Origin of the sequence: Arthrobacter sp. QXT-31 (assembly GCF_001969265.1) — a bacterium.
Taxonomy (GTDB): Bacteria; Actinomycetota; Actinomycetes; order Actinomycetales; family Micrococcaceae; genus Arthrobacter.
This window is the reverse complement of sequence record NZ_CP019304.1, coordinates 1,364,291-1,378,742: the sequence shown is the minus strand read 5'-3', so window position 1 is coordinate 1,378,742 and position 14,452 is coordinate 1,364,291. Positions and strand designations below refer to the sequence as shown.

The following is a 14,452-nucleotide window of genomic DNA, read 5'->3' as shown; positions in this document are numbered from 1 at the left end:
CCGGCGATTACGTCCCCGTGACCCGCTTTTTGCAAGATTAACGGTTGCGCCCCGAACCGGCCACATCCCTCGTTTAGGGCTTTTGGCGCTCCTACGCTGGAGCTATCCAATCGCTCACTCGAAAGGGGTGGCCAAATGAAAAAAATCCCCGCCTGGTTCACAGTCATTCTGCTGGCTGTTGGACTGGGCCTGTTGGCTCCGGGCTCTGCCTCGGCAGCCTCCTACTGCGGGCAGGTGTGGGGCTCGCTGGCGAAGGCAGACCAGACCCTGAGCACGGCAGCCGTCACTAATGTCCGCACTGGCCAGCACCGTTGCTTCGAGCGCCTGGTGATCGATCTCAGGGGCAAGGCCAAAGGCTACAACATCCGCTACGTTTCCCAGGTTGCCCAGGAAGGGTCCGGCCTGCCAGTCAAGCTCCGCGGCGGCGCCTTCCTGCAGCTCACCATCAACTCGCCGGCCTATGACAACGCCACCGGCAAGGCCACGTTCATCCCGGCCAACCGGTCCGAGGTGACCAACGTGTCCGGTTACCACACGTTCCGGCAGGTGGCCTGGGCCGGCAGCTTTGAGGGCTATACCGCCCTTGGCCTGGGCGTCCGCGCCCGGCTGCCGTTCAGGGTGTTCACGCTGGACGGTCCCGGCTCGGGCTCACGGCTCGTCGTCGACGTTGCGCACTACTGGTGAGGTGCCCGCGCCCATCAAAACAGCGGTGCCCCGCCTCCCGGGACCTGTTTGGTCCGGGAGGCGGGGCACCGCCGCTGTTGCAGGATGAAGCAGGCTGCTACTCGGGAACCACCAGCGCCGGGGTGTCCCTGCGGATGGTGTCTCCGCGGAAGTAGCCGGGCTGCAGCCGTGCCATCACCAGCATGAAGACGATTCCCAAGGCGAGGATCCCCACTCCGAGCACGAACACGAGCCCCACGCCGAAGATCTCCGAACCGCTGCCGAACTCAGGCGCCCAGCTGTCGATGGCGGTCTGCAGGAAGACCACCGTCAGGCCAATGCCGCCCAGCAGCGGGCACAGCAGCCGCAGCACGAAGTTGCGGGCGTTGCTGAAGACGCTGCCGCGGAAGTACCAGGCGCAGGCAAAGGCGGTCAGTCCGTAGTAGAAGCAGATCATCAGGCCCAGGGCGAGGATGGTGTCGTTCAGGACGTTCTCGCTCACCACATGCATCACGGCGTAGAACCCGGCGGACAGCACGCCGGCCGCGATCGTGGCGAAGCCCGGCGTCGAAAACTTCTTGCTCATGTGGCTGAACGGCCGGGGCAGGGCTCCGTAGTGGGCCATCGCGAGCAGGCTGCGCGAGGGCGAGGTGAACGTCGACTGCAGCGATGCCGCCGAACTGGACAGGACCGCCAGGGACATCAGGATGGCGAACGGGCCCATGATGGGCGAGGCCAGGGCGGTGAAGACGTTCGCGTGGTTTTCCTCGTTGTTCAGGCCGATCCCCGTATCGCCCACGCCGGCGAACATCATGGTGGCGATGGTCACCAGCAGGTAGATGCCCAGGACGACGACGGCGGTCAGGGTGCCGGCGAGGCCGGCGGTCTTCTTCCCGTTGGCCGTTTCCTCGTTGACGGTCAGGCACACGTCCCAGCCCCAGTAGACGAAGATGGACAGTGAGATGCCCGCGGCGATCTGGCCGAACGTCTCGATCTTGCTCACGTCGAACCAGTCCCAGCTGAACGGGATGGCGGTGGAGGACGTGGACCAGTTGGCGAACGCCATGGCCACGAAGAGGCCCAGCACGAGCAGCTGGAAGCCCACCAGCCCGTACTGGACAAGCTTGGTGGTGTGCAGGCCGCGGTAGCTGACCCAGACAGCCAGGGCCACGAACACAAAGCATGTCAGCACGTTCAGCGGCTTGTTGGCGGCAAGGTCCGCCAGTTCCGGCGACCCGGTCAGCTGTGCCAGGAACAGGTAGAAGAAGTCCACCGCCACCCCGGCGAGGTTGGACAGCACAATGATGTTGGCGGCCAGCAGGCCCCAGCCTCCCATCCAGCCAACCCACGGTCCGAAGGCCTTGGTCACCCACGTGAAGGTGGTGCCGCTGTCCGGGGAGTCAGCGTTCAGCTCCCGGTAGGCGAGCGATACGAGGATCATGGGAATGAAGCCGATGAGGAAGATCACCGGAAGCTGGAGTCCCGCCTCGTTGACCGTGGGACCGAGCGCGCTGGTCAGCGTGTAGGCCGGAGCGATCGTGGAAATGCCCAGGACGACGACGGCGAGCAGGCCCAGCTGCCCGCCCTTCAGGCCCTTCCGGGTGATGCCGTGTGCTGCGTCGCCGGCCGGGGAAGCGCTCTTCCCGCCGGGCTGGATGCTTTCACGCGTGGTTTGGCTCATGAGTGGCCCTTTCTAGATGGCAGCGGGCTGCTGCTGGGTGATGCAGTGGATCCCCCCGCCGCGGGCGAAAAGTTCGCGGGCATCGATGCCCACAACTTTGCGTCCGGGATAGGCGTCCGCGAGGATACGGAGCGCCTTTTCGTCGTTGGGGTCGGAGAACGTGCAGGCGATGACTCCGCCGTTGACCACAACGTGGTTGATGTAGCTGTAGTCCACGAAGCCCTCCGGGTCCGTCAGGGCAACGGGCGCCGGGACTTCGATGATGTTCCATTCCCGGCCGGCGGCGTCGGTCGTGGAGGACAGGAAGCTGATGATCCCGCGGCTCACCTCATAGTCCGGGTGGGCAGGATTCTGCTGGGAATGGACCAGCAGGTTGCCCGGGGACGGGATGGCGGCCACGATGTCCACATGCCCGCGCGTTCCGAACCGCTGGGAATCCCGGGTGAGTCCGCGCGGCAGCCAGATCACCTTGGTGGCGCCGATGGTCCTGGCCAGTTCAGCCTCGACGTCGGCCTTGCCGAGTCCGGGATTGCGGCCCGGATCCAGCTGCACCGTTTCGGTGACCAGCACGGTTCCTTCGCCGTCCACCTGGATTCCGCCGCCCTCGTTGACCAGCTCGGAGACCAGGTGCCGGGCGCCCGACCGGCCGGCCACCTCGGCGGCGACCAGTGAGTCCTTGTCCCACCTCGCCCAGTCCTGTGCGCCCCAGCCGTTGAAGACCCAGTCCACGGCACCCACGGACCCGTTTCCGTCCAGGACAAACGTGGGGCCGATGTCGCGCATCCACGCGTCGTTGAGTTCCGCCGTCAGCACCTCGACGGCAGGGGAGAGGTAGCGGGCGGCGGTGCCGACGTCGGACGGGTCCACCACCATGGTGACCAGTTCAAACTCGACGGCGGCGTTCGCGACGGCGGCCCAGACGGAACGGGCGGCATGTGCCGCCTCCGCGGTGTCCCCGAGCGTGTAGCCCGCGGTGGGGAAGGCCATCCAGAGCCGCTCCTGGCGGGCCGTTTCAGCCGGCATGCGCCACGTGCTCACGCCTGCACTCCGGCCTCGGCGAGCTCGGCCGGGGCATTAGGCGTGCCGAACGGCTCCCCGGAGCGGACCGGCTCGGTGAGCCGGGCATAGGTGTCCGGGCGGCGGGTGGTGAGGAACGGGAAGAGCGTCAGCCAGTCCTTGCGCTGGTCGAGGTCGAGGTCGGCCACGAGGACCGCCGACTCGTTCCGGGGTGCCTGGACCAGGACGCGGCCGTAGGGATCCGAGATGAAGGAGGAGCCATAGAAGTTCAGGCTGCCCTCCTGGCCCCAGCGGTTCGGGACCACCATGAACAGGCCGTTGGCGATGCCGTTGCCCACGATGACCTGCTGCCAGAGCGGCTGGGTGTCAAAGTCCGGGAACAGCGGCTCGGAACCGATCGCCGTCGGGTAGACGAGCAGTTCGGCGCCGCCGAGGGAGTACATGCGCGCCAGCTCGGGGAACCACTCGTCCCAGCAGGTGGGCATGCCCAGCCGGGCACCGCCGAGTTCAGCCGGGGCATGAACCTGGTAGGCATCCTCCGCGGCAGGACCCTGGCGGAAGAACTTGTCCTCGTAGTATCCGGCGGTCACCGGGATGTGCAGCTTGTGGGTGCGGGCCAGGAGTTCGCCGGACGGCGAGACCAGGATGGAGGTGTTCAGGCCCAGCCCGTCGTCGGAGCCGTCCGGGTTGGCGGCCCGCTGGTAGAGCGAGGCGTGCACACTGATGCCGTTCCGGCGGGCGGCCTCGGCCGCGAAGCGGAAGGTGGGGCCCGTCAGCAGGTCCTCGGCGGCGTCGGAGGGGCGGGGGCGGTGCTGCCCCTGCAGCGCCAGGTCGTTCTCCGGAACCTGGTCGGCGGGGTAGCGGGAGAGGGTGAGCTCGGGCAGGAACACCACGGTGGCACCCAGCCGGGCGGCACGGTCGATGCCGTCGTTGAGCTCTGCACGGAGTGCGGCGGCGCTGCTGTGCCAGCGGTGCTGTACGACGCCCACCCTCAAGGAAGGACGTCCGGACGGCGCTGTCCGGGCGAGCGAAGCAGGAGCGTTGGGGCAGTTTATTTCGATCATGATGATGATTACTCCAGTGAGACGACCGTCACTAAATGAATGACGTTCATTTAGTATGCACGTGCGGCCGTGGCGTGGCAAGGGTTATTTGAATGCCGATCATTTATGACCCTGCCCGCTCGCGACCGGAAGTTGGTGCCCGGAAAATTAGTAAGTAAGCTGATTGTGAAATTCGCACTCCGCTGCTCCCCGTTCTGGAGCGCCTGCGGTAGCGTCGAAAGCACTGGACCATTCGAGGAGGATTCATGAAGGCTTCACCGACACTGACCAACAACATGCAGGCCGTCCTGACGGACCTGATCGAACTGCACATCCAGGGCAAGCAGGCGCACTGGAACATCGTTGGAACCAACTTCCGGGATCTGCACCTCCAGCTGGACGAAATTGTCACCGCCGCCCGGCTCTTTGCCGACGACATGGCCGAACGGATGCGCGCCCTGCATGCCCTGCCGGACGGACGCAGCACCACCGTGGCCAAGTCGACGAACCTTCCCCAGTTCCCGGAGGGGCTCATCAACACCAAGGATGCGATCGACCGCATTGTGGCCGCGCTGGAAGCGGCCGTGGGCACCATGCGCAAGGTCCATGACGAGGTGGATGAGGAAGACCCCACCACCGCAGACCTGCTGCACACCTTCATCGAAAAGCTCGAGCAGTTCGCGTGGATGACCGCCGCCGAGAACATGAAGGCGACGGCCAGCGTCACGCAGCCTGACAGCAAGTAGCCGCGCGGGCAGTTATTGCCCGCGCCGGTTGTCATGGGCGGCCCTGGAGGGATTCCACCGGGGCCGCCCGATTCTGTGTCTGCTACTTCTTTGTGCCCGTTACTTCGCGCGTCCCGACTACTTCTCGCGGTGCCCGCTACTTTGCGCGCGGGATGCGGCGTAGTACGACGGCGGCAAGGGCCGATGCTGCAGCCATCAGTACCAGCCCAATCGCCGCAGTGATATGGACGCCGGAGTCAAAGGATGCCCGGGCTGCTGCCGTCAGCGCCTCGGCCAGCGGTGCCGGCAGCGATCCGGCGAGCTCCATCGCGCCGGCCAGTGTTTCCCCGGCCTTGTCCGCCGCCGCTGCAGGGACCGTCTCCGCAACGACTGCCGGCAGGGCGAGGTGCTGCTGGTAGGACGCGGTCAGGATGGATCCCAGCACCGCCGTGCCGAGGAGTGAGCCCACTTCGTAGCCCGTCTCGGAGATCGCTGCCGCTGCGCCGGACTTCGCTGCCGGCGCTGCTCCCAGAATCAGGTCGTTCGAGATGGTCTCGGCTGCTCCCACACCCACGGCCAGGAGAAGGAGGGCGGCCAGCAGCGTGGCGGGGCCGCCGTCGTGATTTCCGAACGTGACCAGGCAGTAGCCGGTGGCGCTCAGTGCCAGTCCCGCGGCCACCACAAAGCCGGGCCGTACCTTCCTCACCAGCGGAACCACCAGCAGGCCCGCCAGCACCATGGCCGTAAGCGCGGGCACCATGGCGGTGCCGGACTCCGATGGTGACATGCCTTCGAGCAGCTGCAGGTGCTGTGCCAGGAACAGGATGAAGCCGTTGTAGGAGAACAGCGACAGGATGTTTGCCGTGATCGCCGTGCTAAACACCGGGTTCCCGAACAGGGACAGGTCCAGCAGTGGCGATGCCAGGGCCTGCTGGCGTCGGACGAAGAGGAAGCCCATGGCCATGCCGAAGGCCATGACGGCGAAGGGGGCCAGGCCGGGCCCGTGGGTTGCCAGTTCCTTGATGCCGTAGACCACCGGCACCATGGTCAGCATCGACAGCACCACGCTGGGGGCATCCACCCGTCCCGGCTTCGGATCCTTGGATTCGGGGATGAGGAAGCGGCCCAGGATCAGCGGCGGCAGCATGATCGGCACGGCCACCAGCAGGACTGCGCCCCACCAGAAATGCTCCACCAGCCAGCCGCCAAAGATCGGCCCCAGCGCTGCACCCCCGGAGAAGCATGCCGCCCAGATGGCAACGGCCAGCCTCCGCCTGCCCGGTTCCTGGAAGATGTTGCGGATCAGGGACAGCGTGGACGGCATGAGCATCGCGCCGAAGAACCCGAGTGCTGCGCGGCCGGCGATGAGCCATTCGGCACTCGGTGCGAACGCAGACGCTGCGGACACGGCCGCAAAGCCCGAGATGCCGACCAGGAGCAGGCGGCGGCGTCCGATCCTGTCTCCAAGGCTGCCCATTGCCACAAGGAGCCCGGCAAGGACCAGCGCGTAGGCGTCCACCACCCACAAAAGCTCCACGCCTGAGGGATCCAAGCTGCGCGCGATGGCGGGAAGGGCGAACGTCAGTGCCGTATTGTCCACGGCCACCAGGAGGACCGGGAACATGAGCAGGGCCAGGGCGAACCAGTCGCGGCTCTTGTGTGCAGCCGCGTTGCCGCCGGTGAGCCTCGGGCTAAGCGTCGAGTGGATCGTCATGAAATAACTATACCGTCTGGACGGTACAGTTATCACCCTCTTTGCCGGAACCGGGCATGATGGAATCCATGCCCAGAAAACCGGTCGCGCGCGGCGCAGTCCTCGATGCCTTCGAATCCCTCCTGATTGAGGTGGGGGAGCGCGCTGCCACACTCGACGCCGTGGCCGCCCGCGCCGGCGTCTCCAAGGGCGGGCTCCTGTACCACTTTCCGAACAAGGAGGCGCTGATCGGCGTCCTGCTGGACCGGCTGGATGAGTTCGCCGAGGCGGATGCCCAGGCCATGGCAGCGGCCCCCGAGGGTGCTGCCGCCTACTTCATCAAGTCATCGGTCTGGGCCGATACGCCGCTGGACCGGGCCATCGTGGCTGCCACCCGGCTCGCCGAAGTGGCGCACGAGGAAACGCGGCGCCGGTTCGCCCACATCCAGCAGCGGTGGCTTGATGAGATCGCACGCGATGTCGGACCGGGCCTGGCCAAGGCTGTTTTGTACATGGGTGACGGGCTCTACTTCAACGCCATGCTGTCCATTGGCCCCGCCGCGACCCCGTCCGAGACGGCTGCGGACGTCGAAAGCCTCCTTGCCGCCCTTGACCGGCTGCGGGGGTAGGCCGGCTTGCGGCCGGGCTGCCGCCACGGTTTGTGGACGCGAACCCGCCGGAACGCATCGAAGCCGCCGGAAATTTCCAGCGAACGGGAGGCCTTCCGGCGTTTTCGTTCTGGGGCCGGCCGTCATGCCTCACCCTGCGCCGACACGGTTTGCGGACGCGAACCCGGAGTAGGAGAATGGGCTCGGTGGCAGCTGTCACCGCCCAACTTAATAAAGCCTTTGATCTGCGGCGGGAGAGTCCTGCAAGTAGGTACAAGCAGGCGCCGTAGGAGCAAAACCTCCCCAGGAATCTCTCAGGCCCACGTACCGCCGCGGCAAGGCAACTCTGGAGAGCAGCAGGCTGTCCCTGAAATGCTCCGCTCCACGCGGACGGTTCAGGGCGTGCTGTGCTCACCGACGGTGCAAGCGGGGCTGTGCGAGGGCGCAGCAACGCGGAATCTCTCAGGTCCAATACAGAGCGGGGAGGAACCCGAATCAATGTGGCGTACCCTGCGCCGCCTTAGTCATGGAGTTCCTTTTGACCGTTAGTTCAGCCTCCTCGTCCTTCGTCGACCGGCATATCGGCGCCCGCCGCCAGGCCGACGTCGAAGCCATGCTCAAGGCCGTCGGCTACGACACCCTCGACGCGCTGGTTGATACGGCAGTGCCCAACGACATCCGCCAGGACTCCCCGCTGGCGCTCGCCCCCGCGCTGAGCGAAGTGGAAGCCCTCGCCGAACTCCGGAAGCTCGCGGCGAAGAACAAGACTGCCGTGCAGATGATCGGGCAGGGCTACTACGACACCGTGACGCCGCCGGTGATCCGCCGCAACATCCTCGAGGCCCCCGCCTGGTACACCGCGTACACCCCGTACCAGCCGGAGATCTCCCAGGGCCGGCTCGAGGCGCTGCTGAACTTCCAGACCATGGTCCAGGACCTGACCGGGCTGCCCATCGCCAACGCTTCCCTGCTGGATGAAGCCACGGCCGTGGCCGAGGCCGTGCTGCTGATGCGCCGGGCCAACAAGAAGAACGAGGGCAAGACCGTCCTGGACGCTGACTGCCTGCCGCAGACCATTGCCATCGTGAAGGGCCGCGCCGAAGCGCTTGGCTTCGAGGTGGAGGTCGCGGACCTCGCCCAGGGACTGCCCGACGGCGACATCAACGGCGTCGTGCTCCAGCAGCCCGGCGTTTCGGGCCGGGTCTTCGACCACTCCGGAGTGATTGCCGCCGCCAAGGAGCGCGGCGCGCTGGTGACGGTGGCCGCCGACCTGCTGGCCCTGACCCTCATCACGCCCCCGGGCGAGCAGGGCGCGGACATCGCCGTCGGCACCGCCCAGCGCTTCGGCGTGCCGCTGTTCTACGGCGGACCGCACGCCGCCTACATGGCCGTGCAGAAGGGTCTTGAGCGCTCGCTGCCCGGCCGGCTCGTGGGTGTCTCCAAGGACTCCGCAGGTGTTCCCGCCTACCGGCTGGCGCTGCAGACGCGAGAGCAGCACATCCGCCGCGAGAAGGCCACGTCCAACATCTGCACCGCGCAGGCCCTGCTGGCCATTGTGGCCTCGATGTACGCCGTGTACCACGGCCCGGAGGGTCTGAAGGCAATCGCCGAAACTGCCCACGGCCACGCCAGGACTCTCGCCGCGTCGCTCAAGGCTGCCGGGCTGGACGTCCTCCACACCAGCTTCTTCGACACCGTGACGGTCTCCGTCCCGGGCAAGGCGGCCGCCATCGTCGCCGCCGCCGAGCAGAAGGGCATCAACCTCCGCAGCATCGACGCCGACACCGTTGGCATCTCCACGGATGAAACCACGACGACGGCCATTGTCGCCGACGTTCTCGCCGCCTTTGGTGCCACGGCAGTGGAGGCGGGTGACGGTTTCGCGCTGGAGACCGCCGTCGAACGTTCCTCCGCGTACCTGCAGCATCCGGTGTTCAACACGCACCGCTCCGAAACGCAACTGTTGCGCTACATCCGGAAGCTTTCCGACCGCGACCTTGCCCTGGACCGGACCATGATCCCGCTGGGTTCGTGCACCATGAAGTTGAACGCGACGGCTGAGATGGAGGCCATCTCCTGGCCGGAATTCGCCTCGATCCACCCGTTCGCCCCGGACTCCCAGACCGCGGGCTGGCGCGAACTGATCGCCGACCTTGAGGGGCAGCTGACGGAGATCACCGGCTACGACCAGGTGTCCATCCAGCCCAACGCCGGGTCGCAGGGCGAGCTCGCGGGCCTGCTGGCCATCCGCGGTTACCACCGCTCCCGCGGTGATGAGCAGCGCAACATCTGCCTGATCCCGGCATCCGCGCACGGCACCAACGCCGCCTCGGCCGTGCTGGCCGGCATGAAGGTGGTCGTGGTGGCCACTGCCGCCGACGGCACCATCGACCACGCGGACCTGTACGCCAAGATCGAGGCCAACAAGGATGCGCTCTCCTGCATCATGATCACGTACCCGTCCACGCACGGGGTATACGACGGCGATGTCCGCGAGGTCTGCGACGCCGTGCATGCCGCCGGCGGCCAGGTGTACGTCGATGGCGCGAACCTCAACGCGCTGGTGGGCCTGGCGCAGCCGGGCAAGTTCGGCGGGGACGTCTCGCACCTGAACCTGCACAAGACCTTCTGCATCCCGCACGGCGGCGGCGGACCGGGCGTCGGCCCCGTCGCAGCCAAGGCCCACCTCGCCCCGTTCATGCCGGGCGACGCGGCGACCTGGACGGAGGGCAACGACGTCCCGATCTCCGCGTCGCGCTTCGGCTCCGCGGGCGTGCTGCCCATCTCCTGGGCGTACGTGAAGCTCATGGGCGGGGCTGGCCTGACCGAGGCCACCAAGTCTGCGCTGCTCGCAGCCAACTACGTGGCGGCCAGCCTGAACGACTTCTTCCCCGTGCTCTACACGGGCGAAGGCGGCCTTGTGGCGCACGAGTGCATCCTGGACCTGCGCGAACTGACGGCCAAGACCGGCGTCACCGCCGAGGATGTGGCCAAGCGGCTGATCGACTACGGTTTCCACGCGCCCACGCTGGCGTTCCCGGTGGCGGGAACGCTGATGGTGGAGCCCACCGAGTCCGAGGACCTGGGCGAAATCGACCGGTTCATCAAGGCCATGATCGCCATCCGCGGCGAGATCGACCAGGTGGCCAACGGAGACTTTACGGTCCAGAACTCGCCGCTGCGGAACGCACCGCACACCGCGGCCGCCGCGATCAGCTCCGACTGGGACCGCGCCTACCCGCGCGAGCAGGCCGTCTTCCCCGGGCACACGCACAAGCAGGACAAGTACTTCCCGCCGGTGGGCCGCATCGACGGCGCAGCGGGTGACCGCAACCTGGTCTGCTCCTGCCCACCTCTCGAAGCGTTCGAGGACAACACAGCAGCGTTCGAAAACTAAAGCTCCCATGGTGGGCAGGCCGAAGCCGTACTTCGGCCTGCCCACCAGCACCCAAAGGATTCCTCAATGACTGAGAACTACACCGCCCTTTACGAGGAGCACAAGAAGCTTGGCGCCTCCTTCACCGACTTCGGCGGCTGGCAGATGCCCCTGAAGTACGGCTCCGAACTGGCCGAGCACCACGCCGTCCGCAATGCGGCCGGCATCTTCGACCTCTCCCACATGGGCGAAGTCTGGGTGACCGGCCCGGAGGCCGCAGCCTTCCTGGACTACGCCCTGGCCGGCAAGATTTCCGCCATGGCCGTCGGCAAGGCCAAGTACTCCCTGATCTGCAACGAGGACGGCGGCATCATCGACGACCTCATCGTGTACCGGCGGCCCTCTGACATTGAGGACAGCGACAGGTTCCTCGTGGTCCCGAACGCCGGCAACGCCAAGGTCGTGGCCCAGGCACTGGCGCAGCGGGCTGCCGGCTTCAACGCCGTTGTCGAAGACGTCTCCGCTGAGACGTCGCTGGTCGCCGTGCAGGGTCCCAAGGCCGAGGAGATCCTCCTGCGCCTGGTCCCGGCCGCCCAGCACGAGCTGGTCACCGGGCTGAAGTACTACGCCGCCGTCGAGGTCCCCTTCCTGGTGGGCGGTGCCAGCCGGAACCTGCTGCTGGCCCGCACCGGTTACACCGGTGAGGACGGCTTCGAGATCTTCGTGGAGAACGAAGGCGCCGCCGCCCTCTGGCAGTCGATCGTCGCCATCGCGGACGAGGGTGAGCTGACGCCTGCCGGTCTTGCCTCCCGTGATTCACTCCGCCTGGAGGCCGGCATGCCGCTCTACGGCAACGAGCTTTCCCTCGAGGGCGACCCGTTCGCCGCCGGCCTCGGCCCCGTCGTCGCGCTGTCCAAGGAAGGCGACTTCGTGGGCAAGGCCGCGCTGGCAGCCAAGAAGGAAGCCGGAGCAGGCTCCGCCACGGGCCGCAAGCTCGTGGGCCTCAAGGGCCTGGGCCGCCGCGCCGGCCGCGGGCACTACCCGGTCCTCAAGGACGGCAACGTCGTCGGTGAAGTGACCTCCGGCCAGCCCAGCCCCACCCTCGGCTACCCGGTCGCCATGGCCTACGTCGACGTCGCCTACGCCGAACCCGGCACGGCACTGGACATCGACCTGCGGGGCAAGGCGGAGCCGTTCGAAGTCGTCGCACTGCCTTTCTACAAGCGCTCAAAGTAGCCCAACCAGTCCTGCCCCCTAGTGCCGTTCCCGGCACCGGCCCCGTCGGGGCTGACATCCTCCGCGTGCTCGGTCGCGTAGACGCCCGCTGAGCGGACGTGACGCTCCCGAATGGGCCCACGCCGTCAGGGTGCCCTGGCCGAGCTTGCGAGGTTAGGGAGACGGTGGGGAGCACGCTTCCGGATGCCAGCCCCTAAGGGGCCTCTGTCAGCTCACCTTCGGGCAGGACAGCCGTCTCCAGTACGGGCGCCATCGAAAGCCAAAAGTGCTGGGGGAGGGGTGCCGGTGGAGTCCCCTGGAAACCTAGCATCGCCGAGTTAGTGCCTTCGAAAGCCAGGGCTCCAGCGCGTCTCGGCGAGCTCGATCACTGGGGATTGAGCTTGCCGAACTGTGCTCAAGAGCGGCCGAAGGCGCAGTGATTTTTGAATTGCCAGCGTTCTCTTCAACGGAACATTGGCACAAGCGGCGGGAGCGCGGTATCCGGAAGCGTGCGTCTAAGGGAGCGTCGCGTCCGCTCAGCGGGCGCCTTCGCGACCGAGCACGCGGAGGATCCCGTGTCCCGTCGCGTAACCCAGCCACAACTGTTTTTGTCCGCGAGTTTCACGAGCAAAGGAAAAATAAATGGCAAAAGTTGCCGCTGAACTGCAGTATTCCGCCGAGCATGAATGGGTTTCCCGCGGGGACGGGAATGTGGTGTCCATTGGCATTTCCGCCGTGGCCACTGACGCCCTCGGCGACATCGTTTACGTTGACCTGCCCGAGGTCGGCTCGGCCGTGACCGCGGGGGAGACCTGCGGCGAGGTGGAGTCGACGAAGTCGGTCTCTGACCTGTACGCCCCGGTCACCGGTGAGGTAGTCGAGATCAATGACGACGTCGTTTCCGATCCCGCGCTGATCAACAGCGACCCGTACGGTGCGGGCTGGTTGTTCAAGGTGGCCGCTGAGTCCGAGGGGCCGCTGCTGTCGGCCGAGGAGTACGCGTCCACGAACGGCGGCGAGCTGTGAGCGGCGCAGGTGCCGCAGGCACAGAAACAGTTGCGTTTGAGCAGGTTGTGTCGCCGAGCCTGAACGCTGACCTCGCGGAGCTGGATCCGGAGATCGCGGTGAAGATCGATGACGAACTTGGCCGCCAGCGCTCCGGTCTGGAGATGATCGCGTCGGAGAACCACACTGCGGCTGCGGTGATGCAGGCGCAGGGTTCGGTGCTGACCAACAAGTACGCCGAGGGCTACCCGGGCAAGCGGTACTACGGCGGCTGCGAGCACGTTGACGTGATCGAGCAGCTTGCCATCGACCGGGTCAAGGCCCTGTTCGGTGCCGAATACGCGAACGTGCAGCCGCACTCCGGTGCGCAGGCGAACGCCTCGGTGATGCACGCGCTGATCAAGCCGGGCGACACCATCATGGGCCTGAACCTGGCCCACGGCGGGCACCTGACCCACGGTATGCGCATCAACTTCTCCGGCAAGCTGTACAACGTGGTCCCGTACCAGGTCCGTGAAGATGACCACCGGATCGACATGGCCGAGGTGGAGCGCCTGGCCCAGGAGCACAAGCCGCAGCTCATCGTGGCCGGCTGGTCCGCGTACGCCCGGCAGCTGGACTTCGCCGAGTTCCGCCGGATCGCCGATTCCGTGGGCGCCTACCTGATGGTGGACATGGCGCACTTCGCGGGCCTTGTCGCTGCGGGGCTGCACCCGTCCCCGGTGCCGCACGCGCATGTCACCACGTCCACCACGCACAAGACCCTGGCCGGTCCGCGCGGCGGGATCATCCTGACCAACGACGCCGACGTCGCCAAGAAGATCAACTCGGCGGTGTTCCCCGGCCAGCAGGGTGGGCCGCTGGAGCACGTGATCGCGGGCAAGGCCGTGGCCTTCAAAATCGCCGCGTCCGCGGAGTTCAAGGAGCGCCAGGAGCGCGTGCTCGCCGGTGCCCGGATCCTGGCCGAGCGCCTGGTCCAGCCCGATGTGACCGCGAAGGGCATCTCCGTGGTCTCCGGCGGAACGGACGTGCACCTGGTCCTGGTGGACCTGCGGAACTGTGAGCTCGACGGGCAGCAGGCCGAGGACCGCCTCGCCGCCATCGACATCACCGTGAACCGCAACGCCGTGCCGTTCGATCCGCGCCCGCCGATGGTCACCTCCGGCCTGCGCATCGGTACCCCGGCCCTGGCCACCCGCGGTTTCGGCGAAGCCGCCTTCGCCGAGGTGGCGGACATCATCGCAGAGGCACTGACCGCCGACGCCGGCGCGGACCTCTCCGGACTGCGTAACCGGGTAGAGGCCCTGGCCGAAGCCCATCCCCTCTACCCGGGCGTCGCAAACCTCGCCTGACCCCGAGGGTGGAGTTTTTGTACAGATGTCGCGGGTTCGGGTGCCGCCCTTTGGCGGCCATGATCTGAACAAAA

11 protein-coding genes and 1 riboswitch are annotated in these 14,452 nt (G+C 66.8%); of the genes, 7 read left to right on the top strand and 4 right to left on the bottom strand.

What is annotated here, in order from left to right:
* The first annotated feature begins 135 nt into the window (after positions 1–135).
* Positions 136–684 (top strand): AMIN-like domain-containing (lipo)protein, encoded by a 549-nt coding sequence (locus BWQ92_RS06210; protein WP_076798764.1) that lies wholly within the window; start codon positions 136–138, stop codon positions 682–684.
* A gap of 97 nt (positions 685–781) precedes the next feature.
* Here BWQ92_RS06210 and BWQ92_RS06205 read toward each other — a convergent pair whose 3' ends face one another.
* From BWQ92_RS06205 to BWQ92_RS06195, 3 genes are read right to left on the bottom strand one after another with little or no spacing between them, the layout of a single operon-like run.
* The gene (locus BWQ92_RS06205) at positions 782–2,344 is read right to left on the bottom strand and encodes an APC family permease (RefSeq protein ID WP_076798763.1); all 1,563 of its coding nucleotides are present in this window, start codon (positions 2,342–2,344) and stop codon (positions 782–784) included.
* A gap of 12 nt (positions 2,345–2,356) precedes the next feature.
* Positions 2,357–3,367 (bottom strand): agmatine deiminase family protein, encoded by a 1,011-nt coding sequence (locus BWQ92_RS06200; protein ID WP_172804345.1) that lies wholly within the window; start codon positions 3,365–3,367, stop codon positions 2,357–2,359.
* Positions 3,368–3,378: 11 nt separating this feature from the next.
* The gene (locus BWQ92_RS06195; RefSeq protein WP_076798761.1) at positions 3,379–4,425 is read right to left on the bottom strand and encodes a nitrilase-related carbon-nitrogen hydrolase; all 1,047 of its coding nucleotides are present in this window, start codon (positions 4,423–4,425) and stop codon (positions 3,379–3,381) included.
* A 245-nt stretch (positions 4,426–4,670) separates the two neighbouring features.
* On the opposite strand from BWQ92_RS06195, the gene BWQ92_RS06190 reads away from it, so the two are divergent.
* Positions 4,671–5,150 carry a Dps family protein gene (locus BWQ92_RS06190; RefSeq protein WP_076798760.1) on the top strand — a complete coding sequence of 160 codons (480 nt, stop codon included), beginning with the start codon at positions 4,671–4,673 and terminating at the stop codon, positions 5,148–5,150.
* A gap of 136 nt (positions 5,151–5,286) precedes the next feature.
* Here the strand turns inward: BWQ92_RS06190 and BWQ92_RS06185 are convergent, their stop codons facing one another.
* Positions 5,287–6,843 carry an MFS transporter gene (locus tag BWQ92_RS06185; protein ID WP_076798759.1) on the bottom strand — a complete coding sequence of 519 codons (1,557 nt, stop codon included), beginning with the start codon at positions 6,841–6,843 and terminating at the stop codon, positions 5,287–5,289.
* 68 nt (positions 6,844–6,911) lie between these two features.
* Here BWQ92_RS06185 and BWQ92_RS06180 point away from each other — a divergent pair, with 68 nt between their 5' ends.
* The 5 genes from BWQ92_RS06180 to glyA all read left to right on the top strand — a co-directional run bounded on the left by BWQ92_RS06180 (position 6,912) and on the right by glyA (position 14,378).
* Positions 6,912–7,451 (top strand): TetR/AcrR family transcriptional regulator, encoded by a 540-nt coding sequence (locus BWQ92_RS06180; RefSeq protein ID WP_076803542.1) that lies wholly within the window; start codon positions 6,912–6,914, stop codon positions 7,449–7,451.
* 220 nt (positions 7,452–7,671) lie between these two features.
* Positions 7,672–7,770: riboswitch (glycine riboswitch) on the top strand.
* Between the two features lie 186 nt (positions 7,771–7,956).
* Positions 7,957–10,827, top strand: a complete 2,871-nt coding sequence (gene gcvP / locus BWQ92_RS06175) for an aminomethyl-transferring glycine dehydrogenase (RefSeq protein ID WP_442856748.1) — start codon at positions 7,957–7,959, stop codon at positions 10,825–10,827.
* Positions 10,828–10,893: 66 nt separating this feature from the next.
* Complete coding sequence (gene gcvT / locus BWQ92_RS06170) at positions 10,894–12,042, top strand: glycine cleavage system aminomethyltransferase GcvT (protein WP_076798757.1); 1,149 nt, start codon at positions 10,894–10,896, stop codon at positions 12,040–12,042.
* A 621-nt stretch (positions 12,043–12,663) separates the two neighbouring features.
* Positions 12,664–13,047 (top strand): glycine cleavage system protein GcvH, encoded by a 384-nt coding sequence (gene gcvH / locus BWQ92_RS06165; RefSeq protein WP_076798756.1) that lies wholly within the window; start codon positions 12,664–12,666, stop codon positions 13,045–13,047.
* Positions 13,044–14,378 carry a serine hydroxymethyltransferase gene (glyA, locus tag BWQ92_RS06160; RefSeq protein ID WP_076798755.1) on the top strand — a complete coding sequence of 445 codons (1,335 nt, stop codon included), beginning with the start codon at positions 13,044–13,046 and terminating at the stop codon, positions 14,376–14,378. The genes gcvH and glyA overlap by 4 nt, the downstream gene beginning before the upstream one ends.
* Positions 14,379–14,452 lie beyond the last annotated feature (74 nt).

Coding starts and splice junctions, on each gene's coding strand:
- BWQ92_RS06180 (WP_076803542.1), top strand. CDS start 6,912: ATGCCCAGAAAACCGGTCGCGCGCGGCGCAGTCCTCGATGCCTTCGAA.
- BWQ92_RS06210 (WP_076798764.1), top strand. CDS start 136: ATGAAAAAAATCCCCGCCTGGTTCACAGTCATTCTGCTGGCTGTTGGA.
- gcvH (WP_076798756.1), top strand. CDS start 12,664: ATGGCAAAAGTTGCCGCTGAACTGCAGTATTCCGCCGAGCATGAATGG.
- BWQ92_RS06200 (WP_172804345.1), bottom strand. CDS start 3,367: ATGCCGGCTGAAACGGCCCGCCAGGAGCGGCTCTGGATGGCCTTCCCC.
- BWQ92_RS06205 (WP_076798763.1), bottom strand. CDS start 2,344: ATGAGCCAAACCACGCGTGAAAGCATCCAGCCCGGCGGGAAGAGCGCT.
- BWQ92_RS06190 (WP_076798760.1), top strand. CDS start 4,671: ATGAAGGCTTCACCGACACTGACCAACAACATGCAGGCCGTCCTGACG.
- gcvT (WP_076798757.1), top strand. CDS start 10,894: ATGACTGAGAACTACACCGCCCTTTACGAGGAGCACAAGAAGCTTGGC.
- BWQ92_RS06195 (WP_076798761.1), bottom strand. CDS start 4,425: ATGATCGAAATAAACTGCCCCAACGCTCCTGCTTCGCTCGCCCGGACA.
- BWQ92_RS06185 (WP_076798759.1), bottom strand. CDS start 6,843: ATGACGATCCACTCGACGCTTAGCCCGAGGCTCACCGGCGGCAACGCG.
- gcvP (WP_442856748.1), top strand. CDS start 7,957: ATGGAGTTCCTTTTGACCGTTAGTTCAGCCTCCTCGTCCTTCGTCGAC.